This is a genomic window from Bacillus salipaludis, assembly GCF_030938565.1.
In the GTDB taxonomy this organism is placed as follows: domain Bacteria; phylum Bacillota; class Bacilli; order Bacillales; family Cytobacillaceae; genus Neobacillus; species Neobacillus salipaludis_A.
The window spans coordinates 2,503,583-2,529,634 of the sequence record NZ_JAVGVR010000001.1; the positions used below are offsets into that span (position 1 = coordinate 2,503,583).

The following is a 26,052-nucleotide window of genomic DNA, read 5'->3' on the forward strand; positions in this document are numbered from 1 at the left end:
TAACTAAATTTGGGAGGGGATTCAATGAAAAAAGTGCTGAAATCGATTGCTGTTTGTGGTGCCATAACACTGGCACTTGCAGGGTGTGGGAAAGCTTCAACCACGACGAACAATTCAAATGGTGATTCAAAAGAAAGAACACTAGTATTTGCGACAAGTGCGGACGGCGGGGCTTTTGCACACAAAGAGAATGGAAAATTTGCGGGCTTTGACATCGAGGTGGTAGAAGCGATTGCAAAAAAAGAAAGATATAAGATCCAGTGGAAGGATATGAAATTCGATGGAATCATTCCATCCTTAAAGACGAATCAGGTGGATGGGGCTGCTGCAGCCATTACGATTAAAGAAGAGCGCAAGGCGGTAACCAATTTCACCGATCCTTATTTTGATAGTGGTCTGGTGCTCGTAGTAAAAGAGGGAAGTAATATAAACGGTCCCGCTGACTTAAAGGGAAAAAGCATTGTTGCTAAAAATGGAACTTCCGGATTGGAAAAGGCAAAAGAATTAGCGAAGCAATATGGGGCAAGGGTGAAAATTTTAGAGGATGAGCCGACTCTCTACTTAGATGTTCAAAATGGACAATCCGATGCGTTAGTTAACGACTATCCATTTGTAACCGACAAAATGAAATCCGGTACAGCGAAAGGCCTAAAAAGAGTTGGGGAGCGCTTAACCGGGGAACAATATGGGATCGCTATCGCAAAGGATGAGGAAAAGGTTTTAGAGGATTTCAATAAAGGGTTAAAAGAAATAAAAGACGATGGCGAATACGATGCATTGCATAAGAAGTACTTTGGCGAATAAGTGTTTTCATTCTGCAGGAAATACAACATAGATATGAGATGAACAAAAAGGCGCATGAGATGAATGCGCCTTTTTTCAAACATAGAAGAAAGAGGGGTTACGATGAGAGGAATTGAAATGGTATGGCAGGACTTCCCTAACCTTTTAGTAGGAGCGGGAAAGACTCTTGAAATTGTCTGTATTTCATTACTTTTTGCGACAATCATCGGTTTAATCTTTGGGATGTTTCGGATAAGTTCCAATCGAATCTTACAAAGCATCACCCGAGTGTATGTAAGTATCATTCGTGGTACACCCTTATATGTTCAAATTATTTTCGTCTATTTTGCCATCATGCCCATGATTGTCCCCGGGGGCCTATCTCCGATGGTTGTTGGAGCGATGACGATTTCCATCAATGCAGGCGCCTACCTTGCCGAAGTATTTCGTGCTGGTATTGCATCAATTGATAAAGGACAAGAGGAAGCGAGCAGCGCTCTTGGGTTCACAAAACGGCAAACATTTTTTTATGTTATTTTACCGCAAGCAGTAAAACGAATGACTCCAGCCTTTATGAACCAGTTTAGTATAAGTTTAAAAGATACCTCTCTTTTAGCCGTTATCGGAGTAGTTGAACTGACGTACAGTGCCCAAATTGGCTATGCGCAAAACTATGAGATATTCGCCTATCTTTTTACGATTGGATTAATGTACTGGGTATTATACACCTCGATTAACTGGTTAACTGAGCTTGTGGAAAGGAAGGTGTCGAATTAATGCTGGAAATGAAAAAGATACATAAAACCTTCAGCTCCAATGATGTCTTAAAAGGTATTGATTTATTTATTCCTAAAGGACAAGTTGTTTGTTTAATCGGTGCGTCTGGTTCGGGAAAATCAACGCTTCTGCGTTGTATCAATCAGCTCGAAGTTCCATCAAGTGGAGAGGTTTATTTTGAAGGAACCTGCGTAACAGAAAAAGGGCATGACATTACGGTTACGAGGCAGAAAATGGGGATGGTTTTTCAGCAGTTTAATTTATTTCCTCATAAAACGGTTTTAGAGAATATTACGCTGGCACCCATTAAAATTAAAAAAATGACCAAAGCTGAAGCAGAAAAGATTGCCATGAATTATCTAAAGAAAGTAGATTTGACTGAAAAAGCAAGTGAATATCCGAAAAGTTTATCAGGCGGACAGCAGCAGCGGGTGGCTATTGCACGAGCCCTTTCAATGAATCCGAAGGTGATGTTGTTTGATGAACCAACTAGCGCTCTAGATCCGGAAACAGTTGGAGAAGTATTACAGGTTATGCGTACCCTGGCTAATGAGGGTATGACGATGATTATTGTCACACATGAAATGGGATTCGCAAGAGAAGTTGCTGATCGAATTTTATTTTTAGATCAAGGTGTGATTGTTGAAGATGGACCACCTAAAGAGATATTTGGAGGAGCAAAAAGTGAGCGGCTTCGTTCATTTCTAGATAAGGTCCTTTAAGGATGTATTTGTAGCTTCCCCCTTCCTTATTCGAAATAAAGAAGAGAAAGAGTGAAAAAAATGAAAAAACCAATCATTGGCATTACAACATCTTATGTTAAGTATAATGACAACATGGAAGGTGTGTATATTCATCACGATTACCACCGAGCTGTGGAACGAGCCGGCGGTATCCCGATACTTCTTCCAGTTGTTAAAGATGAAGAGGCCATTAAACAATATGTTACGCTTTGCGACGGGATCATTTTTAGCGGCGGTGAAGATGTTGATCCACAATTTTATAGGAAGCCTCCACATGTAAAAATAGGTTTTTTTCGAAGCGAGAGGGACGAATTCGAGATAAAGTTATTTGACTATTTTTCAAAAACAAAAAAGCCAATATTTGGGATTTGCAGGGGAATACAACTAATCAATGTTGCCTGTGGCGGAACACTTATACAAGATATTCCTTCTTTAATAGAAAAAGAAGTCCATCTTCATGAGCAGACCATTCCCCGACCTCTGCCATTCCACCATATAAAACTGGAGAAAAATAGCTTGATTAATGGGATTTGGGGACATCAAGATACACTAGTAAATTCTCTTCATCATCAAGCGATAGAGGAATTAGGAAAAGGCCTTGTCATTACAGCGCTAGCTGATGACGGAATTATTGAGGCGGTCGAAGGAAAGGATTATCCATATTTGGTCGCCGTTCAATGGCATCCTGAATCGATGTCAGAAAAACATCCGGAGATGCAGGAATTATTTAATCGATTAGTAGAAGTAAGCAAATACCATTTCAATAATGGTTTAGAGACCGTTGGGTAATTGGCTTGTCAGTATTAAATGATCATTTCAATACATACAATCTTCTTAATTAAGGATTAGATTTTTAGATATTAAGGAGATGGAGAGATGAACTTCGAGATGCAAAAAGCGTTAATGTTAGCGGAAAATATCAATGATTTTATAAAATTCGTTCAAAAAAATTATGAAAACAAAGATAAAAGCCGTGTGGAGAAAGATAAAATCTATCAAATTAAACTGCTGATTGAGGATTTTAAGTTTCAAATCATTGCAGATGAGTTGATCAGAATCAATCAGTTTTCTTGGGATGAAAAATATACGCTCTATCTTGTTGATGGATTTAATAAAGGAATCAGCATTATTGATGAATATGTAAAAAATAATTATCATGAGTTATTCATTTTTACAGCGAGACTTTATACATTAAAGAATCTCAGTCTGCCATTAGAAGAGTTAAAAAACAATTGACCTCTAAAAAGGGGTCTTTTTGTGCGACGGGCAGTCGCATGGAGTGTTGATCTAGTCGACACTCTTCTTTTCATTATCTGACAGAGACGTCATCTCGGTGAAACGACTGGTTGATGATGATGATACTGAATCCCAGATGGTGAAAGTCCATCTCCGAGGAGACTGACCTAGCTCGGGAAGCTTAATCTAGGGCAATACCGTGAGGTATTGTCTGAAGGAGATGCGGTAAGTCGAGAGACCCGTAGGCAACTAGATAGACCCTAATGCAATAAGTGTGAAGCACGGCGGCGGGATAAGTTGGCGACTCTTCGAAAAGTGAGGAAGCCCGCTAAAGGGGCATTTTCTTTAGAAGTCAGAGCGAGAAAATGTGACTTATAACGTGGTGGTGCAGGGTATGTCTAGAAGGGAAATGCGATAACCCCGTGAGGTCTCCACCTTACCAAACAGGCAGGGTTCTAGTCTATAAGGGTAATCCGAAATGACGAGGAACGGGTGGAGAAGTCAGACGTTCTCATAGTACGGAAGTAATTCGATGACCATAACATCGAGTGAACGGAAGGGGAACGACCTATGGCTCCAAGCCATTAACTAGGTGTAATGTAAACAATCATGTTACTGCGGTAAAACCGTTTGAATGTACATCAAGGAAAGGCGTGGAATACGCAATGAATCAAGAGTGGAAGTTTAAATTACACAGTGTATATGGGCAGATATTGTTTGACCGAAAATTAACCCAAAGCTTCGAACAAGTTAAAGCAAACAAAGGGGCAGGAGGAATCGACGGAGAAACAATTGAAAGTTATGATGCCAAATTACAAGAAAACATCATGGAACTTCTAAACAAATTGAGAGCAAAGACTTACCAAGCTCAACCAGTCAGAAGAGTATACATACCAAAGAAGAATGGAAAGAAACGTCCTTTAGGTATTCCAACTATCGGGGACCGCATAGTTCAACAAAGTATTGTAAATGTACTACAGCCAAAATTTGAAGATTTGTTGTTTCATAACTGGTCGGTTGGATACAGACCGAATCGAGGGGTACAAAGAGCCCTGCAAATAATCCTCTGGAATATTGAACAAGGATATAACCATATTTACGATTGTGATATAAAAGGTTTCTTTGACAATATACCCCATAATAAACTGATTGGGGTTTTAAAGAAATATGTGTCAGACCGTACGGTCCTGAGTTTGGTTGAACAATGGTTAAAGGCTGGGCACATGGAAGAGGGGAAACTTATCCATTCTGACTATGGCACACCTCAAGGCGGCGTCATCTCACCACTACTTGCAAATGTATACCTTAATGAACTTGACTGGGAGTGGGACTTGAATGGTATTCGATTTGTCAGATATGCAGATGATTTCTTGTTATTTGCTAAATCAAACGAAGAAATCAAGAAGGCGGCTACCTTAACTAAGAATAAGTTAGCTGAGTTGGGACTGGAAATCTCTAAAGAGAAGACCAGAGTTTGTCAACTTTGATAAGGACGACTTTGACTTTTTAGGGTTCACATTCCATCATTGGACAAAGAGAAGGAAAGATAATAAACCCTTCTTTAATGTTACACCAAAGGAAGAATCCATCAGGGATTTTCGATTGAAAATCAAGGAAAAGACTAGGAAATCCCTAACTCTTAGCAAAGAAGAATGGATAAATCGGGTAAATCCTATTATTAGAGGTAAGGTAAATTACTATGTGACTATTATCAAAGCGGTAAAAGCAAACGAAGAATACGGACAAAAGAGTCACTGTAGAACTCGATGGATAAGGAAAATTCTTGAGCGAATTGATGGATATATAAGAAAAAGACTGCGTGTTGCGTTAATCCATAAGCACCCAACCCAAAGAAAAGGTATGAGAATGAATACCCTTTGGAATAACGAATTCTTTTTAAAGATTAAACTAATCCCATCCTATTGGCTTTATCTAAATAAAGTCTACGGATACACTATAGAACAATACCTAAGCGATATGAGTAAATCTGCAAAAAGAAGATTCCAATACAAAGTCAAAAGAGCAAAAGAAAAAGGTGAGGAATATTTTACCCCTCATCGCTTACAAAAGATGCAAAATGCCTGGAATGCATCCTCTTGATAAACATTGTAACATTTGGTAAGCCGTATGCCTTAATAGGGCACGTACGGTTTGATAAGGGGGAAGCCTCGAGAGAGGTTTCCCTACTTTCTTATTAGGAAAGGATTTTTAAATGTATTGACAAATGCTAATGATGTAATTATTATAATTACATGTAATTAATTTAGTTACAATAGAATTGTAATTATGGGAGGAATGTAAAATGAAAATTGGAATCATTGGTGCAAGTGGTAAAGCAGGTAATTTTATTTTGAAAGAAGCAGTTAGTCGGGGACATGAAGTAACTGCGATTGTAAGAGAGGTGTCAAAACTTAAAGATAAAAGCATTGCGGTAATTGAAAAAAATATATTTGACCTCACATCTGATGATGTTAAAAAGTTTGACGTATTGGTCAATGCATTCGGTGCTCCTCTTGGTGAAGAGCAGGCACACGTGGATGCAGGACATTCTTTAATTGAGGCACTAAAAGGAACAAATACAAGAGCAATCATTGTTGGTGGAGCTGGAAGTCTTTATGTAGATGAGAATAAAACCGTTAAGGTAATGGATACACCTGATTTTCCAGATATATTTTTCCCAACTGCAAAAGGGCAAGGAAGAAACTTGCAAGAATTACAAGAAACATCTACTATTACATGGACATTTATCAGTCCGTCTGCGGTATTTGATGCGGAAGGAAAAAGAACTGGATCTTATCAGTCAGGAAAAGATCATCTTCTTGTTAATTCAAAAGGTGAAAGTTATATCAGTTATGCAGACTATGCTATTGCTGTATTGGATGAAAGTGAAAATCCACAACATATAAATGAACGTTTCACTGTTGTCGGTGAAGTAGAATAAATTTTCTAACCAATTAAATATACAAAGTACCATTAGTGTTTGCGCTAATGGTACTTTACTATTTAGGAATATGTAATAAGGTATAAGTCAAAACGCCTGGTTAATAACAGTTTATATATTTTTAATATTGATTAAGACTCAAAAATCATCTGGACATCCAAATCATTTTGAAAAAATCATATTTAACGTGTTCAGTAATGGAGATTATGATGAATACTCAAATGTGTTTACCCAATGAAGTTCCATTAAAAAACCCGACCACTATAATTTGTTCCCTATTTTAAGTATAATATTTTTATAATTAAAAGAATTACATGAAAACAAGGATAAGGTAGGTGACTGTGATTGTCTATAAGTAGTCGATTTGCAGTTGGAATTCATATATTAACGCTTATTGAAATTAATAAAGAGGGAATCAGTTCATCAGAATTTCTAGCTGGAAGTGTAAATACAAACCCAGTCGTGATAAGGAAAATTATGGGGATGCTTAAAAAAGCCGGGTTAGTCGAAGTACATCCTGGTATTGCGGGAGCGAAACTAGCCAGGGATTTATCTGATATTACTTTACTTGATGTATATAAGGCAGTGAATGTTGTACAAGAGAATGAATTGTTTAGTGTCCATGAAGAACCCAATCCCGCTTGCCTGGTGGGAAGGAATATCCAAGATGCAATTGGCCCGTTATTTACCTCTGCTCAAGTAGCTATGGAGAAAACCTTGGAAAATGTGACTCTTGAAGATGTTGTGAAGGATATTGTTAATAAAGAAAAATTAAAGGACTAAGCAGATGATTAATGTATCTGCTTTTTTTAATTTACACATTGAAAAACTCACTTAATCTGTCCTCCATTAAAAATCCACTTTATGGTCAAATAAAATATTAAGTCATAAAATCAGCCCATTTTCAAAAGATAATAGTTAGGATGCACTATGACATGAGGTGTTTTGAAATGGGCAAAATTTGGCACATCTATCGATCAGATTGGAAAAATATATTCAGGGTTCCTTCCGTTGCTTTGTTGGTAGTAGGACTTATGATACTGCCTTCTATGTATGCATGGTTTAATATCAAGTCGATGTGGGATCCGTATGGGAATACATCTGGAATACAAGTTGCCGTTGCGAATGAGGATGAAGGTGCTAGAATCAGTGGAAAAAATATTAATGTAGGAAATGAAACAGTAAAGAATTTAAAAAAGAATCATAAACTGGGCTGGGTGTTTGTGAGGACTAATGAAGCCAAAAGGGGAGTGGAGGAGGGAGACTACTATGCCTATCTTATCATTCCAAAGGAATTTTCTAAAAAAATAACTAGCATTATATCCGCGAATCCTGAAAAACCGGAAATTATTTTTGGGGTAAATGAAAAAATCAATGCCGTTGCACCAAAAATTGCTAGCTCAGGTGCATCAAGTGTGACAGCTCAAATTAGCCAGGCTTTTATTAAAACCGTTGGAGATGCGATTTTTTCAGGATTTTATAAGGCTGGAGTGGAACTAGAAAAAGATTTACCGTCGATTCTAGATGTAGAAAAACAAGTTTTTGCACTAGAGAAGGCACTTCCGGTCATCGATCAGATGGGGAAAAAAGCAATTGAACTCGAGGGTAAACTTCCTGAGATTCACAGGAAAGGTCAACAAATTATTGAATTGGAGCAAAGAATACCAGAGCTAGAACGGGCAGGTGCAAGTATTTTAAAAGTTAAAGATAATTTACAGCTTGTAAAGGATGCAGGCGATAAGGTGCTCGCCCTCCAAGGAAAGCTTTCGGAAATACAAAGAACATCTTTAATTGTAGCAGATGTAGTAGCAAATCTTACTGAGATCGAAACAAAAATTAAGGATGCGATGGAACAAGCGAAGGCTGCAAACGAGGCAGATACCAAGGGTAATCAGGAACAGTTGAACCAGGTTTATGATGAACTAGTAAAAATCCAACATGACGTCCAAGCTACCAGAGTTGATTTACAACAAAAAGTAGATAAAGTAGTAGGGGGAATTAACACAGCTTCGGCATTTGTAAAAAATGAGTTACCAACAATTGAACAAAAAATCGATAAAGCTGCCGATTTTGTCCGGAATGATTTGCCAGGACTAGAAGAGGATATTCGAAAAGCAGCGGATCTTGTCAGGACCAAGCTTCCGGAAGTTGAAAGGGTGATTCACAAAGCAGCGGATTTGGCCAGAAATGATTTACCTGGATTTGAAGAAAAAGTTAGAACAGCTGCAGATAGAATTAGACAGTTTAAAAATAGTGCCAATATTTACGATTTGATACAATTTTTAAAGCATGACCCGACGAAGGAGAGCAATTTTTTGTCCAATCCAGTTCTGTTAAAAACAAAGCGGATTTTTCCTATCCCCAATTACGGTTCTGCGATGTCTCCATTTTATACGATGCTTGCTTTGTGGGTAGGAGCTACGCTCCTTGTGGCTTCATTAAGAGTAGACGTAGAAAATCTGGATAATCGCTATAGGGACTATCAGCTTTATCTTGCTAGACTATTAACTTTTCTAACAATCGGTATATTTCAAGCAGCAATTGTTTCTTTTGGAGATTTGTTTATCATTCATACCTATGTGGTGGATAAAGGATGGTTTGTGTTGTTCAGTATCTTCATAAGCATGGTGTTTATCGTTATTACCTACACATTGTGTTCAGTGTTTGGCAATATCGGGAAAGGATTAGCCATTATTCTTTTGGTCCTGCAAATTTCCAGTTCTGGCGCAACATTTCCCGTAAGTGTGACATCAACCTTTTTCCAAAAGCTAAATCCTTTCATGCCTTTCACGTACGGTGTTAGCATGCTGCGGGAAACAGTCGGTGGAATGATAAATAAGATTGTTGTCAAAGACTTTTTTGCCCTACTTGTTTTTGTAGGTATTAGTTTTCTGATTGCGTTTGTCTTAAAGAAACCATTAGGAACTCGAATCCAGAAAACAGCTGAAAAAGCGAAAGCTACTAAACTGGTTCCTTGATTGTACTATTTGAATTACATGTAGATTTATGGGAAGCCAGAGGCAAGCACGATTAAAATTTGAATTTAACTGAGCCTGCCTCTAGATACATTTCACACCATTTGTGTGCTTGGTTGTTTTTTTATATATCGGTATAAATTTACAGCCAAATGAAGGTTAAGTACCTGTTTACTGTCCGTTAAATCCATCGATAGAATTTCTTCAATCCTTTTTAAACGATAGCTTAAAGTATTGATGTGGACATGTAAGGTATCTGCCGTCCTTTTCACATTTTGGTTTCCCTCTAGATAGATATAAAGGGTTTTGAGAAGGTCTCCTTTTCGAGAGTTTTCATAGTCAATGAGGGGACCAAGCACCTCATGGATAAACTCCATCACTTCTTCTTCGGGATTTTGCAGTATAAACCTTTGAATCCCAAGATCTGAATAACTAAGAATTGAATTTTCCCAGTGAAAATGGCGAATAAAGTTCAAACAATTCTCAGCTTCTTTGAGAGATTTGTGGACATTCTGCAGCCCTTGTTTGACTCTGCCTATTCCAAAAGCGACCTCAACCTCCCAATTTCTCGACATTATTTCCTGTTGAATCCACTTTATCTTTTCCTTTACCCGCGAAACAATGAAAGAATTGGCAGTATTAGAATGATCGGAAAGAAGCACTACGATTTGATGATGATATGTTACTGTCATACCCTTTGTATAAGGTCCCAGAAAAGCCTGGTTCGTAAGTTGAATCATTTTTCTAATTATGCCTTCTTTAGGCTGATTCTTCTGGTTAGAATCCATTGAAAATTCAATAATAGTTGCAATGTAGTTATCTCCTGGATTTAGGTCCAGGCTTTTTGCTCTTTGTAAAAGCGCCTCGTCCATTTGCTCAGTAAAGAGCATTGTCACAAATTCGTCTTTTAAACGCTGTTGGGTCTCGAATACGGTCTGCTCTTTAAATACTTGTAAGGAAAGAACCGTGCAGGCATGTTCAAGAGCGGCCAAATCCATTTCGTCCAATTTTTTCGTTGAAAGAATCATTAATAAACCAAGGAAATTCGGTTTCGAGCCAAGTGGTAAGCTGACCAACTGATATGGGACACCGACCACTTCAACTTCCTTAACGGAAAGAGAATTTTCAGTTGATTTCATCAATATAGCAGCTTGATGCTTAACATACATTAGAATCTCGGTGGAAAGAACGGGATCATAGGAAGAGGTTATTTGGTCTCCTAACTCATCGAAAAGAAACGTGTTTTGTCCAATCCACCGGTGTATGTATTGTAATATAGAATGAAGGTCCTCTCCTTGAAGAACAAGATTCGCTAGGGTTCTATGCGTTTCAATAGAATACGAAAGGTTTTTGACAGTCTGCTCTTTTTCCTTGTAGAGACTGGATCTTTCTAATGCAACAGCCGCTTGATGGCAGATTGCTTCTAATAGATGAAGGTCTTCCGGCTTAAAGTTTAAAGACTGTTGGAAAGAATCTAAAGTAAACACCCCAATGCATTCACCCTTCAAAAAAATCGGGGCAGAAATAACCGTTGAAAAATGGAAACTTTCAGGTATCGATCTGCTTAATAAACCTGAATTTTTAAAAGATAATGTTGCTAAGGCTGTTTTAATTTCATTCTCGTTTTTATAAATAACCGATTTTCTTTTTTCAAATGTTATCCCAGTCATGGATTCTCCAGGTTGAAGACGGATTTGTCGGAAAATTTTAGGGTAAAAAACACCTTGTGCGGATTGAGCAATTAAGCAATCTTGTTTTTTATTATATAACCATAATGAGCCGCCTTCCGCAGCTTCAACCACTGAAATGGTTTCACGCATAATTAATTCAATAATGGTTTCAATATCGAATGAGGTATTGAGGACATTCGAAATATGTATTAAGGACTGAAGCTGGCGATGTGTTAATGTATCTTCCATTTTGGTCCTCCTGAAAAGATTAGTGTGTTTATTACTAAAATCAAAAATTGCTAATTCCGTAGAAACCAATGCTTAGTCTAACAATCTGCTAAAAAAATATCTCTATAGTAAAATTATAGAAGTAAATTGAAAGCGTTTCAATTCTTGTTTTTGTATAAAACCCACAAATTTTATCGAATCATTTTCATGAAGATTGACATAGTATTCTGAATTTTTTGCGTTATAATTATTAGAAGATTAAGAAATATGTTAATGGTATTCATCAAGAAACCTTTTTCAAAAGGTTGCATCAAGATTTGGTTACTCTATTCAAAAAAATGAGAGGCTGGATGCGAAGATGAATTTTGACTTAACAGAAGAACAGGCGATGATACGAAAACTAATTCGTGATTTTGCAGAGGCGGAAGTAGCGCCAGGTGCAGATGAAAGAGACCGGACCGGAGAATTTCCAAAGGAAATTTTCAATAAGTTAGCCAAGTTAGGAATCATGGGGCTGCCTTTTCCTGAACAATATGGCGGCGGTGGTGCAGATACCGTTAGTTTTGCCATAGCAGTAGAAGAATTAAGCCGTGTATGCGCGTCAACGGGAATTACATATTCTGCCCATATATCCTTAGGAGGGGCACCAATCCATTTATTTGGAACACATGAACAAAAGGAAAAGTACTTAACACCACTTTGTACGGGAGAATATTTGGGTGCTTTTGGACTGACAGAGCCGAATGCAGGGTCTGATGCCGGGGGAACGCAAACAACGGCAATGTTAGAGGGGGATCAGTGGACAATTAACGGCTCCAAATGTTTTATTACGAATGCAAGCTTTGCTAAAAATCTTGCGATTACAGCCGTAACCGACCGCTCAAAAGGTACCAATGGAATTAGCGCTTTTATTGTATCGACAGAAGCTCCAGGATTTAGGGTCATTAACAATTATGAAAAGATGGGCCTACACGCGTCGAATACAACAGAACTAATCCTTGAAAATGTAAGCGCATCCAAGGAGAATCTTTTAGGTGTGGAAGGCAATGGTTTCAAGCAGTTTTTAGCTACACTTGATGGCGGAAGGATTGGCATTGGCGCAATGGCTGTTGGGATTGCTCAAGGCGCCTATGAGAAAGCCCTTCAATACGCAAAAGAAAGAAAACAATTTGGTCAAAGCATATCGAAGTTTCAAGCAATTCAATTCAAACTGGCTGACATGGCAATGAATATTGAATTAGCTCGGAATATGGTTTATAAAGCCGCTTGGCTAAAGGATCAAGGCAAGAAATTTAAAAAGGAAGCTGCTATGGCGAAATTATTTGCTTCAGAAATCTGCATGCGGGTTTGTGATCAAGCGGTCCAAATCCATGGCGGATATGGGTATATGAAGGAATATCAGGTGGAACGTTTTTTCCGGGACGCAAAGCTTCTAGAAATTGGGGAAGGAACCTCCGAAGTACAAAGAATGGTTATTGCACGTGAAATTGGCTGCTAAAGGATTTATATAGCAAGCTGTGTTGAAGGACCATGTTGATTATTGGAGCGGAAATCAACAGGATGAAAAAATAGATAAGGGAGCAATTTTACATGGATGTCAGTGGAATTTTACAAGTAGTTTCAAATAGTAAACTCGTTTATCCAGATGTAGAAAAAGTGCGTTCAACCTCTATTGGAAGCAGCGAAGCTTTTCAAGAACTTCTTAAACAATCTCAAGAAGATCCTGTTGCCTTTTGGGATCGTGCAGCCCGTGAACTTGTTTGGTATGAACCGTGGAATGAAACCATTAGTGGGCAACTTCCTGATTTTAGCTTTTTTGTCGGCGGTATTAGTAACCCGAGTGTAAATTTACTTGATCGACATATAGAAAATGGGGCAGGAAACCGGACCGCTCTCATTTGGGAAGGCGAAAACGGGGACACCAGATTTTACACTTATAGTATGCTTCTTGCTGAAGTAAATCGATTTGCCAATGTTCTTAAATCATTTGGTGTAAAAAAAGGTGATTGCGTAGCTATTTATCTTCCAAATCTAGCCGAAGCCTTTATTGCCGTTTTAGCTTGTTTTCGTATTGGTGCGATTTATAATACGATTTTCTCAGGTTATTCCGAAAAATCATTAACAGACCGGCTCATCAGTTTTGAACCAAAAGTATTGGTCACTGCAGATGCAACGGAAAGACGGGGAAAAGTCATTCGTTTAAAAGAAAAAGTCGATAATGTAGTGCCATCTATTTCTTCGATTGAGGCAGTCATTGTTGTAAATCGATTAGGTTCAGAGGTTCAAATGAAAGAAGGCCGGGATTACTGGTGGCATGAAGAGACAAAAGCGGCAAGTATCTTATGTGAGCCTGAAAGAATTGAAGCGAATGAGAGCGGTATTGTGTTCTATACGAGTGGTACGACCGGTAAACCGAAAGGTGTTGTGCATTCCGGTATGGCATTTGTCACTCAAAATTATACCTATGCTAAGTATCATATGGATCACCGTAATGACGATGTTTTCTGGTGTACCGCGGATATCGGCTGGTTAACGATGCATATTTGGGGAATTGCAGGTGCTTTAGCGAATGGTGTAACAACTGTTGTCTATGAAGGTGCAGTTGATTATCCAACAAAGGACCGTTTTTATCAAATTATTGAAAAATACCGGGTGAATAAGTTGTTTACTGCCCCAACAGCATTAAGAATGTTAAAAAGTATGGGAGAAAAGGCATTAGAAAAATTTGATTTATCCTGTCTCGATGTCATATCTCTAGTTGGTGAACCTTTCGATCCCGAAACATGGCACTGGACATATGAAGTTTTAGGAAAGAAAAAGATCTATATCAATAATACTTGGGGCCAAACGGAAACAGCCGGATGTCCGATCGCTGGGGCAGCCTGGCTAACGCCAATGAAACCGGGATCCTCAGGCACTCAATTTTTAGGAGCAGTTTTAGATGTTGTGGATGAAGAAGGAAATCCAGTGGGACCTTGTAAGTTAGGAAATCTTGTAATCACAAAACCATTTCCTATGCTGTGCCGGACACTTTGGAAAGAACCGGAGCGTTATTACGGTTCCTATTTTAGCCAGGTAGAAGGCAATTATTATGCCAGCGATCTTGCATTAATCGATGATGATGGCCATATATGGGTAGTTGGCCGTTCAGATGATGCCTTTAATGTAGCCGGACACCGTTTAAGTACAATGGAGATGGAAAGCGCGGTCCTAGAATGTCAGGGTGTCGCTGAAACCGCCATTATTGGAATTCCTGATGAAATAAAAGGAGAAGTTCCACTCGTATTTGTCCGTCTGGCTGATGGCTTCAATGGAACAGCTGAATTAAAACAACAAATAAATGATCAGATCATAAAACAAATTGGTAAAATTGCTGCTCCAAAATCAATTGTTTTTACAGATATGCTGCCAAAAACAGTAAGCGGAAAAATTATGCGCCGCTTATTAAAGGAGATTGTTGTATCAGGTAGTGTTCATGGTGATATTACAGGACTAGAAGATCCGGCGTCCGTTACTCAAATACAAAAAATAGTTGCTGAAAAATCGACAGTCAAATAGTCATAAATTAGAACCAGTCATTTTCCATGTAAATGATCGGTAATGACTGGTTCCAATATTCTAGATTGGTAGTTAAAGATAGTCGTATAGAATATTGCAAAATGAATGATTAGTTTTTACATATCTCCTTAATGATATTAGAAAGGGTGGAAAGGTATGTTCAAAAAAGTATTAATTGCCAACCGCGGTGAAATTGCCAGACGTGTGATCCGAACGTGTAAAGCATTGGGAATACAAACGGTTGCGGTTTATTCCGAAGCGGATAAGGACGCTCTTCATGTGACGGCAGCGGACGAAGCTTATTTACTTGGTCCAGCAAAGGTCTCCGAAAGTTATCTTAATATCGATAAAATTATTGAAATCGCACATACGTCAGGCGCAGAGGGCATTCACCCTGGATACGGACTGCTTTCAGAGAATGCTGAATTTGCCCGCAGGTGTGAGGAGGAAGGTCTTGTTTTTATTGGACCGTCTCCAGAGGTTATCTCCAAAATGGGCAGTAAAATTGAAGCTAGAAAGCTAATGGAGCTGGCGGGAGTTCCAGTTGTTCCAGGAATTACATCGCCCTTAGCCGATGTCGAAGAAGCGGTGGAAACGGCAAAGAGAATCGGATATCCGGTGATGTTAAAGGCTTCAGCAGGCGGCGGAGGCATTGGTATGCAGATCGTCCGAGGCGAGGATGAAATTAGAAAAGCATTTGAGGGAAATCAGAAACGTGCCGTTAGTTTCTTTGGTAACGGAGAAATGTTTATTGAAAAATATGTGGAAAATCCTAGGCATATTGAAATTCAAATTCTTGCTGATGGAGAGGGAAACACTGTTTATTTATGGGAACGAGAATGTTCCATTCAACGGCGTCATCAGAAAGTCGTCGAAGAAGCACCATCCCCATTTTTAGATGAAGAGACTCGCAGTAAGATGGGGGAAGCAGCTGTAAAGGCGGCCAAATCGATTGGTTATAAAAATGCCGGCACGATTGAATTTTTAGTGGATGAGAATAAAAACTTTTACTTTTTAGAAGTAAATACAAGGCTGCAGGTGGAACATCCCGTGACGGAAGAAATAACGGGAATAGATTTAGTTGCTGAGCAGCTTCAAATTGCATGGGGAGACACATTACGCTTTAAACAATCGGAGATCAAGCGTAATGGGCATGCGATTGAGGTCCGAATCTATGCGGAAGATCCAAAAACCTTCTTCCCATCTCCAGGGAAAATTACCAAATTTGTGTTACCGGAAGGTCTTGGCATCCGTCATGAATTGGGTGTGAGCGAGCAGTCGGTCGTGACCCCATTTTATGATCCTATGATTGCCAAACTTGTTGTGAAGGGAACGGATCGCAATGAGGCGATTGAAATCTTAAAGGATGCTCTATCCCACTATGTGGTGGAAGGGATTAAAACCAATATCCCGATGCTTCAAAAAGTAGTGGAGCACGATTCCTTCGTTTCCGGTGATACGACCACAAATTTTGTTGAAAAGTATCTGCAAGAAAATAAAAAAACAGTCACGAAATAACACAGGGAGGGTTAATTAATGAATAAAATTGTTGCAGTGATGGCAGGAAATGTATGGAAGGTATTAGTTCAACCGGGTGATAAGGTTGAGGAAGGGCAGGATGTGATCATTTTGGAATCGATGAAGATGGAGATTCCGATTACGGCTGAAGTTAGTGGCACGGTTAAGGAAGTAAAAGTAAATGAAGGCGACTTTGTGAATGAAGAAGATGTTTTAATCGAAATAGAATAAACCTTCAAGGGAGATGTGAGCATGAACTGGCCCATAAATGTAACCATTAAGGAAGTAGGACCAAGAGATGGGCTGCAAAACGAGCAGTCCTTTCTTTCCACAGAGGATAAAATTAACTGGATTAATCAATTGTCCCGAACGGGCCTTCAATCTATTGAAATTACCTCTTTTGTCAATCCAAAGTGGATTCCGGCATTGGCCGATTCATTGGAAGTAGCAAAAGGTATTGAGCGCATGCCAGGTGTCACGTATACGGCTCTCGTCCCAAATCGGCGGGGGCTGGAGAAGGCCTTAGAAGGAAATGTTGATGAAATGGCTGTGTTTATGTCAGCCAGTGAAACACACAATCAAAAAAATATTAACAAATCAATTGCTGATACCTTTCCCATTTTGGAAGAGGTCGTAAAGGAAACTTTGTCGGCAGGAAAATCTGTTCGCGGCTATGTTTCAACTGTTTTTGGCTGCCCCTATGAAGGCCAGGTCTCGATTGATAACGTAATTCGGGTATCAGAGCATTTATTTGAGATGGGCATTCAAGAACTGTCACTCGGAGATACCATTGGCGTGGCAAATCCTAAGCAGGTTCAAGAGATGTTAAATGTCCTTTTAAAACGATTCCCGATTGAAAAATTAGCACTGCACTTTCATGATACACACGGTACAGCCGCAGCAAATATTTTAGCAGCATTAGACATGGGCATTACCACCTATGACGCTTCTACGGGTGGATTAGGCGGCTGTCCCTATGCACCGGGTGCTTCAGGTAATGTAGCGACGGAAGATGTTTTGTACATGCTGGGCAATATGGGAATTAATACAGGCGTCAACTTAGAAAAACTACTGGGAGCAGGACGCTTTATTCAAGAAAAAATCGGAAGAAGTTTACCTAGCCGAAATCTTCAAGCATGCTTGACCAATGAAAGAGGTGAGTGATATGGATCAGGTTTTACAGGTTTTAACACGAGAAGACGGTATTGTTGTGATTACCTTAAATCGTCCTAATGCGGCTAATGCACTTTCAATCAAGCTTCTGGAAGAATTTAAAAATGTAATCGATACTTGTAAATTTGACCCTTCAATCCGTTGTTTAGTCGTAACCGGGGCAGGAGAAAAAGCATTTTGTGCCGGAGCTGATTTAAAGGAACGAGCTGAAATGGATGCGCAGATGGTTAAGAAAACTGTTTCCTTGATTAGGGAGTGCGTCAACAGCTTGGAAACATTACCACAACCTGTGATTGCTGCTGTAAATGGTGCGGCATTCGGCGGGGGAACGGAATTAGCCTTGGCCTGTGATATTCGTGTTGCTTCAGAAACAGCAAAATTCGGACTGACCGAGACTTCACTCGGAATTATCCCTGGTGCAGGCGGTACACAACGCCTCCCAAGGCTCGTAGGAAAAGGTAGGGCAAAAGAGCTTATTTTTACGGCTAGACGTATTGATGCACGAGAAGCAAAGGAAATTGGCTTGGTTGAGTTTGTAGAACGGCCGGAATCATTGTTAGACAAGGTACTGGAAATCGCAGCACAAATTGTTAAGAATGGTCCAATTGCTGTTCGGCAGGCTAAATTTTCCATTGATAAAGGATACGATGTGGAATTAGCGACAGGGCTTGCCATCGAACAAAATGCCTACGAGGTCACAATCCCAACAAAGGATCGTTTGGAAGGACTTCAGGCTTTTAAAGAAAAGCGGAAACCTGTCTACAAAGGGGAGTAACATGAGAGGGAGGATCACTTCATGACTACAGAAGTTCATTCAGAGAATCTTACATTACAAGAACGCCTTGAAAAGATTTATAAAGGCGGTGCCGCAAAATACCACGAAAAAAATAGCGAGCAGGGAAAACTCTTTGTTCGTGACCGCTTAAAGCTTTTGTTTGACCAAGATTTTGTCTTGGAGGATGCAGCATTTGCCAATTGCATGGCAGAAGATCTTCCAGCGGATGGTGTCGTAACAGTGATCGGAAAAATAAACGGACAAGTTGTTTGTGTTATGGCGAACGATTCGACAATCAAGGCAGGCTCCTGGGGGGCACGGACGGTTGAAAAAATCATACGTATTCAAGAAACTGCTGAAAAACTGAGAGTTCCATTAATTTATCTCGTCGATTCCGCAGGAGCTCGGATTACCGATCAGGTAGAAATGTTTCCAGGACGCCGCGGAGCAGGACGGATTTTCTATAATCAGGTGAAATTATCCGGGAAAATACCACAGGTCTGTGTGCTGTTTGGACCATCTGCAGCGGGTGGAGCGTATATCCCGGCATTTTGTGACATCGTGGTCATGGTCGATAAAAATGCTTCTATGTATCTAGGGTCACCACGGATGGCGGAAATGGTCATCGGTGAGAAAGTAACGCTTGAGGAAATGGGCGGTGCGCGGATGCACTGTTCGATTTCAGGCTGCGGTGATGTTTTGGCGAAAACCGAAGAGGAAGCGCTTGAAATGGCCCGAAAATACCTTTCTTATTTTCCCGCAAATTTCTCAGAAAAGCCGCCGACCAAAGTGACATTACCGCCTAAGTCATTTGAAAAAACAATCGAAGACCTGATTCCAACAAACCAAAATTCACCTTTTAATATGTATGATTTAATCGACCGCATCATTGATGAAGGATCTTTTTTTGAAATTAAGAAGCTTTTTGCTGCTGAATTAATCACCGGCCTTTCCCGTATGAATGGAAAACCAGTCGGTATTATTGCCAATCAGCCGCGAGTGAAAGGCGGAGTATTGTTCCACGATACGGCCGATAAAGCAGCAAAATTTATTAATCTATGTGATGCATTCCATATCCCGATTCTTTTCCTTGTAGATGTTCCTGGTTTTATGATTGGGACAAAGGTGGAGCGCGCAGGCATCATCCGCCATGGGGCAAAAATGATCTCGGCGATGGCGGAAGCGACGGTGCCAAAAATTTCTGTCATCGTCCGTAAAGCCTACGGTGCAGGTCTTTATGCAATGGCAGGCCCTGCATTTGAACCGGATTGCTGCCTTGCTTTACCAACGGCCCAAATTGCCGTAATGGGACCAGAGGCTGCAGTAAATGCTGTCTATTCCAATAAAATTGAACAATTGCAAGATTCCGAGAAGGCTGCCTTTATTCAGCAAAAACGTGAAGAATATAAAGAGGACATTGATATTTACCGCCTTGCTTCTGAGATGATCATTGACGGCATTATCCCAGGAAACGCTTTACGTAAGGAACTGGTTAATCGTTTTGAAGCGTATGCTTCAAAGTATACTCAATTCTCTGAACGAAAACATGCAGTCTATCCAGTATAGATTTTAATAGAAATCTATTTAAAAGGAGGTTATTTCTTTGAATAGGGGTAAAATCGTAGACTCTTTTACACAAGCGGTCCAAGATATTCCGGATGGAGCGACCATAATTGTTGGAGGCTTCGGATTGTGCGGAATTCCTGAAAAAGCCATCATGGCTTTACGGGATAAAGGTACAAAGGATTTAACCATAGTCAGCAATAATTGTGGCGTTGATGATTGGGGACTAGGTCTTTTACTAGCTAACAAGCAAATTAAGAAAATGATTTCCTCCTACGTGGGTGAAAACAAGATTTTTGAACAGCAGTTTTTAAGCGGAGAACTAGAAGTAGAGCTCGTTCCACAAGGGACACTAGCTGAAAGAATCCGTGCAGGCGGTGCAGGAATTCCTGCTTTCTATACTGCAACAGGTGTAGGAACAGCGATAGCCGAAGGGAAGGAACATAAGGTTTTTAACGGTAAAACTTATATTTTAGAAGAGGGTATCGTTGGGGATTTTGCTCTTGTAAAAGCATGGAAAGCAGATCCATTAGGCAATCTAATCTATCAAAAAACAGCACGTAACTTTAATCCGCTAGCGGCAATGGCTGGCAAGGTCACAATTGCAGAGGTAGAGGAGATAAAGGAAGCCGGGGAGTTAAACCCGGATGAAATTCATACCCCTGGAATTTATGTACAACGGTTGCTGCTTGGTGAAAACTATGAAAAAAGGATTGAAAGGCGGACAGTTGTCCACGTTTAGTTCAATAAAAGGAAGGAGGATATTCTATGAGTAATGCACGGTCGTTGATAGTGAAAAGGGCTGTTCAGGAGATTCAAGACGGAATGAATGTCAATCTTGGTATTGGAATACCCACCTTGATTGCCAATGAAATTCCAAGTGGGTATAATGTTTTGCTTCAATCAGAAAATGGGTTATTAGGGATCGGACCCTATCCTTTCGTGGGCAATGAAGATCCTGACCTAATTAATGCTGGAAAGGAAACCGTAACTGCTGTTAGAGGAGCCTCTTTTTTTGATAGTGCTGAATCTTTTGCCATGATTCGAGGCGGACACATCGATCTCGCCATCCTGGGAGGTATGGAAGTTTCAGAACAAGGAGATTTAGCTAACTGGATGATTCCAGGAAAAATGATAAAAGGTATGGGCGGCGCCATGGACTTAGTAAATGGGGCAAAACGGGTTGTCGTCGTTATGGAACATGCTAATAAAAACGGGGAATCTAAAATTAAAAAATCCTGTACTCTTCCATTAACAGGAAAACAAGTGGTACACCGTTTAATTACAGATTTGGCTGTATTTGATTTTACACCGGAAGGAATGGTTCTTGTCGAAACACAGCCTGGCATAACAGTTGAGGACGTAGACAAAAACACAGAAGCAGCTTTCATTGTAAGTCAGGAATTAATGATTAAATAAGTAGGAAGGGTCAGTAACCCGCCGCCTGTTTAAAGCGAAACTTGGAAGAGGAGACTGACCCTATGTAATCATTCATAATGAAATCCCTTGTTTATTTCCAGGAATGGATTAAACAAGGGATTAAGTGCATAGATCATTCATTCGATGTACCTGCCGTTTCTAATGGTTTTTATACGAATACGGTTATCTCTTCTTCAAGAATATCTTTCTCGACAATCTCCCACCAATTTTCCGAACATGTTAATCTTGAATCCGGAATTACTTCAGTCGCTAACTGATTTACTTCAACTTTTCTCATACTTTTCGATTTTTCAGTCGGATCAAAGTTGCAACAAATTTGATAAATATCATCAAAATCAGCCATTGACATGGTTAAAGACCTCCATTCTTAATAGGTTAGGGCTAAGAAAGGTTTAACCCTTTAATTTATTTATAGTCCCATTTGATTAAAAATAGAAGGAAAGTGCGTGGCAGATTTTTGAATTTTTTTAAAAAATTTTCTTAAAAATAAAAAACGAGACCCCTTATCGGAAGTCTCGTTTTGATTTCATTTTAGGATTAAATATTTTCGACGATAGTGGCTACGCCTTGACCGCCGCCAACACAAAGTGTTGCTAAACCATAGCGGTTTTCTCTTTTCTTCATTTCATGAATTAAAGAAACAAGGATTCTTGCTCCGCTGGCACCGATTGGGTGACCAAGGGCAATTGCTCCGCCATTTACATTCAATTTTTCTTTGTTAAATTGAAGCTCACGGTCTACAGCGATTGACTGAGCAGCAAATGCTTCGTTTGCTTCAATTAAATCGATCTCTTCTAATGAAATAGTTGCTTTATCAAGCGCTTTTTTGACAGCTGGTACAGGACCAATCCCCATAATACTTGGGTCCACGCCAGCTGTTGCATTGGCTTTAATCGATACCAATGGCTTAAGACCTAATTCTTCCGCCTTTTTACGACTCATTACAACGAATGCTGCTGCACCATCATTAATTCCTGATGCATTACCCGCAGTAACTGTACCATCTTTTTTGAAGGCCGGGCGAAGTTTTCCTAAGCTGTCAGCAGTTGTTCCAAATCGAGGGAACTCATCTTGACTAAAGATTGTTACTTGACCTTTACGTCCAGGAATTTCTACAGGAACAATTTCATCGGCAAAACGGTTGGATTCAATGGCTGCCTGTGCTTTTTGTTGGCTTGCAGCTGAAAATTCATCTTGTTCTTGACGAGAGATTTCATATTTCTCAGCAAGGTTTTCTGCAGTAATTCCCATATGGTAGTTATTTTCAGCACACCATAAGCCGTCTGCAATCATACTGTCAACAACTTTCTGGTCGCCCATTTTAAATCCATCGCGTCCGCCTTTTAAAAGGTAAGGAGCTTGACTCATGTTTTCCATTCCGCCCGCAACAACAATCTCGGCATCTCCTGCAAGAATTGCTTGTGTTGCTAGGTGAACAGCTTTTAATCCTGATCCACAGACTTTATTAATGGTTGTAGCTGGTGCTTCTTGCGGAACTCCTGCTGCAAGGGAAGCTTGTCTCGCCGGATTTTGGCCAGCTCCTGCTTGTAGTACGTTCCCCATGATGACTTCATCAACATCATTTGCACTAATTCCTGCTTTTTGGATGGCTTCTTTGATTACAGTCGCACCTAATTGAGTGACTGGGACGTTTTTTAAGCCCCCAAGAAAACTTCCAATTGCTGTTCTTACTGCACTTACAATTACAACTTCATTGATTGCCATTTTATTTCCTCCCAAAAAATTTATGTATTATCAATTCCCCTTTAAAATAATACAGTAAAAATACCACAATTTTTTGAATTATTATTCGACAAATTTAGCGTTTTTTTATAAATGAAGATTCATTCATTTTATTTATGGATGGGGGTAACGCAACTCTTTATTGAAATGGAACTAGAATTTAGTTAAAAATGAACTTTATAGAATAATAGGGAACTTTGTTAAAAAATGTCGAAAAATATCGAGAATTTTCAATCAAAGAAAAGGAGAAACATTTAATTGTTTCTCCAGGATTATTTACCTCTATGGGACAGGATAACGTATTTGCTAACGTTTACTTATATGACTAATCCGCCATCAACACTTAAAATTGTTCCATTAATGTAACCTGCTTGATCAGAGGCTAAAAACAAATAGGCTGAAGCAATATCTTCGGGTTTTCCAATTTTTCTAAGAGGGGTTTTTTCCTTCATGAAGTTTAGAACCTTGTCTGGTACTGCTGCTGTCATGCCGGTTTCAATAAAACCAGGAGCAACCGCATTTACTCGAATTCCCTTAGGACCGAACTCTTTTGCCCAGCTCTTTGTTAAGCCAATTACGCCGGCTTTTGTTGCTGCGTAGTTTGTTTGACCGATATTGCCGTATAACCCCACTACTGAGGATGCGTTCAGGATGACTCCGGACCCCTGGTTAAGCATAATAGGGGCAACGGCCTTTGTGCACTTAAAAACCCCAGATAAATTCACACTTATAACTTTTTCCCAATCGGTTTCTTTCATTTTTGTAAGAAAACCATCCATCGTTATCCCTGCATTATTAATTAACACATCAATTCGCCCGTGCTTTGCCATTGTAGATTGAACCATATCCTGAATCTGAGAACTGTCTGTTACATCAACTTTAAAAAAGGTAACATTCTCAGACTGAAGTTCTTCAAGAGCTTCCCTGCCTGAAGATTCATTGTAATCACAGATGACAACACTTGCTCCATCTTGAAGAAATTGCCTTGCTGTTTCCTTTCCTATACCCTGTGCGCCCCCAGTAATTAAAACAACTTTTCCAGTAAATTTCAAAATTTCCCCACCTCTAGTTAAAATTTCATTTGCTGACAAACTGTTGTTTTTCTAAAAGGTCATGTCAAATAAGGGTTATTTAAAAATACAGGAATTGCAACCGTGGCAAGCCAACACAATTTTCAATATTCATACTATTCCTGAAATCAGTAAAAAAGAACAGAGGAAATTCCTCTGTTCTACTATTTCTACTTAAAAAGAGCAAAAGCAGCTTTTGAATTTGTTTCAAAAATATCAAAAAGAACTTTTTGGGATGCTTTGATTTGTTCTGTAATTTCATCACGAACTTTTTGTTGTTGAGAAATTCCATTTTTAATAGTTTCTTGGAAACGTTCTTGAGACTGATTAATCAATTTTAAACTTTCTTTGTATGGAGTTTCGATTAATTGTAATGTGCGGTTTGAAACTTCATCCAATTGAGTATTCCACTGTTCATAAACTTGACCTGCTGAAGGACCAAAGTTCTTTTGCAAGTTTAACTTTGCATTTTCTCTTAGTTCATTAAATAATTTCTTTTGTTCTTCTTGAATAAGAGTAACATCGTCAGTCATTTTTTCTAGAGTTGATTTTTGTTTTTCAAGGGATTGCAAAAATAATTCTTCCAATTCCTTCTGTGCATTGGTAACTCTGTCCAAACTATTTACCCATGTGTTAAAAAGTGATTCTCCAATACGAACTTGTTCTTGTTCTTGTTTTTTTACATTTTGTGCCATGTAAAAACCCTCCCATTTTATAATCATTGCAGCTAATTAACTGCAGTGTTAACAATTTTAGTTTTGAAAATATTATTTATCTTCTGTTCCTTCTTGTTGTTTGCGCGATGGGGGAAGAAACATATCCATGTAAATACTAAAAAAGCGATTGATCATGGATTGATATTGCTCAAGTGTAGTAAAACAGGTTTTCAAATAATCTTCACCGGCTTTTGTAATCGAATAAATTCGTTTTGCCGGACCTTCAGTTGTTGTATCCCATTCAGAATAAACTAATTGATCTTTTTCAAGCTGCCTTAATGTCCGATATACATTGCCTTGGTCTATAGTAGCAAATCCGAACTGTGCCAGCTCTTGAATTAACTTATAACCATGTAAATTTACATTTTGTAAACTTAACAGCAGAAACGGAACCATTAAGTTTTTCGGCATCGTATTCATCGTGCGATCTTGATGCGAAGCAGTTGTGTCTTTAGCAGATTCATTTTGATGGATGGTCAAATCATATCACTCCAAAAAATATAATCTATACGTGTAATTTACACCTATAGATTAACTTTGTCAAACATTTCTATATGTGTAATTTACACTTAGTTGAAAAGTTTCTTAAAATATTAAAATGAATAAAGATTCATGTAGGATTTTGTCGAAAAAAGCAGTAATATTTTGCGATTATTTCTAATATTTTATCTTCATTTCTTGTGAAGTAACTAGTATGATTAATATGTCCAAAACGAAAAAGGAGGAGAAATCATGAGTTCTGAAACCAATATTTATGAAATGTGGAAAGATTTTTATTCAAAGTCTAGTAGTTTTTTTGACGATAAGGTGAAAGAGGATTTTCCGTCTAAAGGAATGGGACAAATTTTAGAAATGAATCTTATGTTTAAAAAGATGATTGATGAGAGTACAGAAAAATACTTGGAATTTGTAAATGTTCCTTCACGTACTGATCTTGCAAATCTATCTTCATTGATTGTGAATGTGGATGCAAAAGTTGATAATTTAGAAGAATTATTGGAAGATGCGGCAGACAAAACGATTGACCCAGCAAGTTATCAACGTGATTTAGCAGCAATTAAAAAAGATATGAAAAATCTTGATAATAAGCTTAATCAAATTCTTGCAGCACTTAAATTACCGGAAACTTCAAAATAATCCGGT

Annotated in this window: 26 protein-coding genes; 20 read left to right on the plus strand and 6 right to left on the minus strand. The window is 39.0% G+C overall.

Going from position 1 to position 26,052, the window contains the following annotated elements; all coding sequences use genetic code 11:
• Positions 1–24 precede the first annotated feature (24 nt).
• The 10 genes from RCG21_RS12320 (at position 25) to RCG21_RS12365 (ending at position 9,458) form a co-directional block, all read left to right on the plus strand.
• On the plus strand, positions 25–804 hold the full coding sequence (locus tag RCG21_RS12320) for a transporter substrate-binding domain-containing protein (protein ID WP_133332309.1): 780 nt from the start codon (positions 25–27) through the stop codon (positions 802–804).
• A gap of 102 nt (positions 805–906) precedes the next feature.
• Complete coding sequence (locus tag RCG21_RS12325; protein ID WP_133332308.1) at positions 907–1,560, plus strand: amino acid ABC transporter permease; 654 nt, start codon at positions 907–909, stop codon at positions 1,558–1,560.
• Positions 1,560–2,282 carry an amino acid ABC transporter ATP-binding protein gene (locus tag RCG21_RS12330; RefSeq protein ID WP_133332307.1) on the plus strand — a complete coding sequence of 241 codons (723 nt, stop codon included), beginning with the start codon at positions 1,560–1,562 and terminating at the stop codon, positions 2,280–2,282. The genes RCG21_RS12325 and RCG21_RS12330 overlap by 1 nt, the downstream gene beginning before the upstream one ends.
• A gap of 60 nt (positions 2,283–2,342) precedes the next feature.
• Positions 2,343–3,092 carry a gamma-glutamyl-gamma-aminobutyrate hydrolase family protein gene (locus tag RCG21_RS12335; RefSeq protein ID WP_308913208.1) on the plus strand — a complete coding sequence of 250 codons (750 nt, stop codon included), beginning with the start codon at positions 2,343–2,345 and terminating at the stop codon, positions 3,090–3,092.
• A gap of 87 nt (positions 3,093–3,179) precedes the next feature.
• Entirely contained in the window at positions 3,180–3,539 is a 360-nt protein-coding gene (locus RCG21_RS12340; RefSeq protein WP_308913209.1) for a hypothetical protein, read from the plus strand.
• Positions 3,540–4,204: 665 nt separating this feature from the next.
• Positions 4,205–5,026, plus strand: a complete 822-nt coding sequence (ltrA, locus tag RCG21_RS12345) for a group II intron reverse transcriptase/maturase (protein WP_308913210.1) — start codon at positions 4,205–4,207, stop codon at positions 5,024–5,026.
• A gap of 115 nt (positions 5,027–5,141) precedes the next feature.
• On the plus strand, positions 5,142–5,639 hold the full coding sequence (locus tag RCG21_RS12350) for a group II intron maturase-specific domain-containing protein (protein ID WP_308913211.1): 498 nt from the start codon (positions 5,142–5,144) through the stop codon (positions 5,637–5,639).
• 202 nt (positions 5,640–5,841) lie between these two features.
• Positions 5,842–6,480 carry an NAD(P)-dependent oxidoreductase gene (locus tag RCG21_RS12355; protein WP_133333742.1) on the plus strand — a complete coding sequence of 213 codons (639 nt, stop codon included), beginning with the start codon at positions 5,842–5,844 and terminating at the stop codon, positions 6,478–6,480.
• Positions 6,481–6,825: 345 nt separating this feature from the next.
• Complete coding sequence (locus RCG21_RS12360; protein WP_133333741.1) at positions 6,826–7,263, plus strand: Rrf2 family transcriptional regulator; 438 nt, start codon at positions 6,826–6,828, stop codon at positions 7,261–7,263.
• 167 nt (positions 7,264–7,430) lie between these two features.
• A complete protein-coding gene (locus RCG21_RS12365) occupies positions 7,431–9,458 on the plus strand; it encodes a YhgE/Pip family protein (RefSeq protein ID WP_308913212.1) in 2,028 nt (675 codons plus the stop codon).
• A 92-nt stretch (positions 9,459–9,550) separates the two neighbouring features.
• Here RCG21_RS12365 and RCG21_RS12370 read toward each other — a convergent pair whose 3' ends face one another.
• The gene (locus RCG21_RS12370; protein ID WP_308913213.1) at positions 9,551–11,374 is read right to left on the minus strand and encodes a helix-turn-helix domain-containing protein; all 1,824 of its coding nucleotides are present in this window, start codon (positions 11,372–11,374) and stop codon (positions 9,551–9,553) included.
• A 337-nt stretch (positions 11,375–11,711) separates the two neighbouring features.
• On the opposite strand from RCG21_RS12370, the gene RCG21_RS12375 reads away from it, so the two are divergent.
• From RCG21_RS12375 to RCG21_RS12415, 9 genes are all read left to right on the plus strand, one after another.
• Positions 11,712–12,851, plus strand: coding sequence for an acyl-CoA dehydrogenase (locus RCG21_RS12375; protein WP_133333738.1), 1,140 nt, complete (start codon positions 11,712–11,714; stop codon positions 12,849–12,851).
• A gap of 92 nt (positions 12,852–12,943) precedes the next feature.
• Complete coding sequence (locus RCG21_RS12380) at positions 12,944–14,911, plus strand: acetate--CoA ligase (protein WP_308913214.1); 1,968 nt, start codon at positions 12,944–12,946, stop codon at positions 14,909–14,911.
• 156 nt (positions 14,912–15,067) lie between these two features.
• Complete coding sequence (gene accC / locus RCG21_RS12385; protein ID WP_133333736.1) at positions 15,068–16,429, plus strand: acetyl-CoA carboxylase biotin carboxylase subunit; 1,362 nt, start codon at positions 15,068–15,070, stop codon at positions 16,427–16,429.
• 18 nt (positions 16,430–16,447) lie between these two features.
• A complete protein-coding gene (locus tag RCG21_RS12390) occupies positions 16,448–16,660 on the plus strand; it encodes an acetyl-CoA carboxylase biotin carboxyl carrier protein subunit (RefSeq protein ID WP_133333735.1) in 213 nt (70 codons plus the stop codon).
• A 21-nt stretch (positions 16,661–16,681) separates the two neighbouring features.
• Positions 16,682–17,593, plus strand: a complete 912-nt coding sequence (locus tag RCG21_RS12395; protein WP_133333734.1) for a hydroxymethylglutaryl-CoA lyase — start codon at positions 16,682–16,684, stop codon at positions 17,591–17,593.
• 1 nt (position 17,594) lies between these two features.
• Entirely contained in the window at positions 17,595–18,377 is a 783-nt protein-coding gene (locus RCG21_RS12400) for an enoyl-CoA hydratase (RefSeq protein WP_133333733.1), read from the plus strand.
• Positions 18,378–18,398: 21 nt separating this feature from the next.
• Positions 18,399–19,943, plus strand: coding sequence for an acyl-CoA carboxylase subunit beta (locus tag RCG21_RS12405; protein WP_133333732.1), 1,545 nt, complete (start codon positions 18,399–18,401; stop codon positions 19,941–19,943).
• Positions 19,944–19,995: 52 nt separating this feature from the next.
• Positions 19,996–20,682: a CoA transferase subunit A gene (locus tag RCG21_RS12410; protein WP_372512758.1), complete on the plus strand. Its 687-nt coding sequence runs from the start codon at positions 19,996–19,998 to the stop codon at positions 20,680–20,682.
• Positions 20,683–20,708: 26 nt separating this feature from the next.
• Positions 20,709–21,359 (plus strand): 3-oxoacid CoA-transferase subunit B, encoded by a 651-nt coding sequence (locus tag RCG21_RS12415; protein ID WP_133333730.1) that lies wholly within the window; start codon positions 20,709–20,711, stop codon positions 21,357–21,359.
• Positions 21,360–21,528: 169 nt separating this feature from the next.
• Here RCG21_RS12415 and RCG21_RS12420 read toward each other — a convergent pair whose 3' ends face one another.
• From RCG21_RS12420 to phaQ, 5 genes are all read right to left on the minus strand, one after another.
• Positions 21,529–21,729: a hypothetical protein gene (locus tag RCG21_RS12420; protein WP_133333729.1), complete on the minus strand. Its 201-nt coding sequence runs from the start codon at positions 21,727–21,729 to the stop codon at positions 21,529–21,531.
• 188 nt (positions 21,730–21,917) lie between these two features.
• The gene (locus tag RCG21_RS12425) at positions 21,918–23,105 is read right to left on the minus strand and encodes an acetyl-CoA C-acetyltransferase (protein ID WP_133333728.1); all 1,188 of its coding nucleotides are present in this window, start codon (positions 23,103–23,105) and stop codon (positions 21,918–21,920) included.
• Positions 23,106–23,440: 335 nt separating this feature from the next.
• Complete coding sequence (fabG, locus tag RCG21_RS12430) at positions 23,441–24,175, minus strand: 3-oxoacyl-ACP reductase FabG (RefSeq protein WP_133333727.1); 735 nt, start codon at positions 24,173–24,175, stop codon at positions 23,441–23,443.
• 188 nt (positions 24,176–24,363) lie between these two features.
• The gene (phaP, locus tag RCG21_RS12435; protein WP_308913216.1) at positions 24,364–24,888 is read right to left on the minus strand and encodes a polyhydroxyalkanoic acid inclusion protein PhaP; all 525 of its coding nucleotides are present in this window, start codon (positions 24,886–24,888) and stop codon (positions 24,364–24,366) included.
• 72 nt (positions 24,889–24,960) lie between these two features.
• The gene (gene phaQ / locus RCG21_RS12440; protein ID WP_268884049.1) at positions 24,961–25,383 is read right to left on the minus strand and encodes a poly-beta-hydroxybutyrate-responsive repressor; all 423 of its coding nucleotides are present in this window, start codon (positions 25,381–25,383) and stop codon (positions 24,961–24,963) included.
• Between the two features lie 258 nt (positions 25,384–25,641).
• On the opposite strand from phaQ, the gene RCG21_RS12445 reads away from it, so the two are divergent.
• The gene (locus tag RCG21_RS12445) at positions 25,642–26,046 is read left to right on the plus strand and encodes a hypothetical protein (protein WP_133333725.1); all 405 of its coding nucleotides are present in this window, start codon (positions 25,642–25,644) and stop codon (positions 26,044–26,046) included.
• Positions 26,047–26,052 lie beyond the last annotated feature (6 nt).

Coding starts and splice junctions, on each gene's coding strand:
- RCG21_RS12320 (WP_133332309.1), top strand. CDS start 25: ATGAAAAAAGTGCTGAAATCGATTGCTGTTTGTGGTGCCATAACACTG.
- RCG21_RS12325 (WP_133332308.1), top strand. CDS start 907: ATGAGAGGAATTGAAATGGTATGGCAGGACTTCCCTAACCTTTTAGTA.
- RCG21_RS12330 (WP_133332307.1), top strand. CDS start 1,560: ATGCTGGAAATGAAAAAGATACATAAAACCTTCAGCTCCAATGATGTC.
- RCG21_RS12335 (WP_308913208.1), top strand. CDS start 2,343: ATGAAAAAACCAATCATTGGCATTACAACATCTTATGTTAAGTATAAT.
- RCG21_RS12340 (WP_308913209.1), top strand. CDS start 3,180: ATGAACTTCGAGATGCAAAAAGCGTTAATGTTAGCGGAAAATATCAAT.
- ltrA (WP_308913210.1), top strand. CDS start 4,205: ATGAATCAAGAGTGGAAGTTTAAATTACACAGTGTATATGGGCAGATA.
- RCG21_RS12355 (WP_133333742.1), top strand. CDS start 5,842: ATGAAAATTGGAATCATTGGTGCAAGTGGTAAAGCAGGTAATTTTATT.
- RCG21_RS12365 (WP_308913212.1), top strand. CDS start 7,431: ATGGGCAAAATTTGGCACATCTATCGATCAGATTGGAAAAATATATTC.
- RCG21_RS12370 (WP_308913213.1), bottom strand. CDS start 11,374: ATGGAAGATACATTAACACATCGCCAGCTTCAGTCCTTAATACATATT.
- RCG21_RS12375 (WP_133333738.1), top strand. CDS start 11,712: ATGAATTTTGACTTAACAGAAGAACAGGCGATGATACGAAAACTAATT.
- RCG21_RS12380 (WP_308913214.1), top strand. CDS start 12,944: ATGGATGTCAGTGGAATTTTACAAGTAGTTTCAAATAGTAAACTCGTT.
- accC (WP_133333736.1), top strand. CDS start 15,068: ATGTTCAAAAAAGTATTAATTGCCAACCGCGGTGAAATTGCCAGACGT.
- RCG21_RS12390 (WP_133333735.1), top strand. CDS start 16,448: ATGAATAAAATTGTTGCAGTGATGGCAGGAAATGTATGGAAGGTATTA.
- RCG21_RS12395 (WP_133333734.1), top strand. CDS start 16,682: ATGAACTGGCCCATAAATGTAACCATTAAGGAAGTAGGACCAAGAGAT.
- RCG21_RS12400 (WP_133333733.1), top strand. CDS start 17,595: ATGGATCAGGTTTTACAGGTTTTAACACGAGAAGACGGTATTGTTGTG.
- RCG21_RS12405 (WP_133333732.1), top strand. CDS start 18,399: ATGACTACAGAAGTTCATTCAGAGAATCTTACATTACAAGAACGCCTT.
- RCG21_RS12415 (WP_133333730.1), top strand. CDS start 20,709: ATGAGTAATGCACGGTCGTTGATAGTGAAAAGGGCTGTTCAGGAGATT.
- RCG21_RS12420 (WP_133333729.1), bottom strand. CDS start 21,729: ATGTCAATGGCTGATTTTGATGATATTTATCAAATTTGTTGCAACTTT.
- RCG21_RS12425 (WP_133333728.1), bottom strand. CDS start 23,105: ATGGCAATCAATGAAGTTGTAATTGTAAGTGCAGTAAGAACAGCAATT.
- phaP (WP_308913216.1), bottom strand. CDS start 24,888: ATGGCACAAAATGTAAAAAAACAAGAACAAGAACAAGTTCGTATTGGA.
- RCG21_RS12445 (WP_133333725.1), top strand. CDS start 25,642: ATGAGTTCTGAAACCAATATTTATGAAATGTGGAAAGATTTTTATTCA.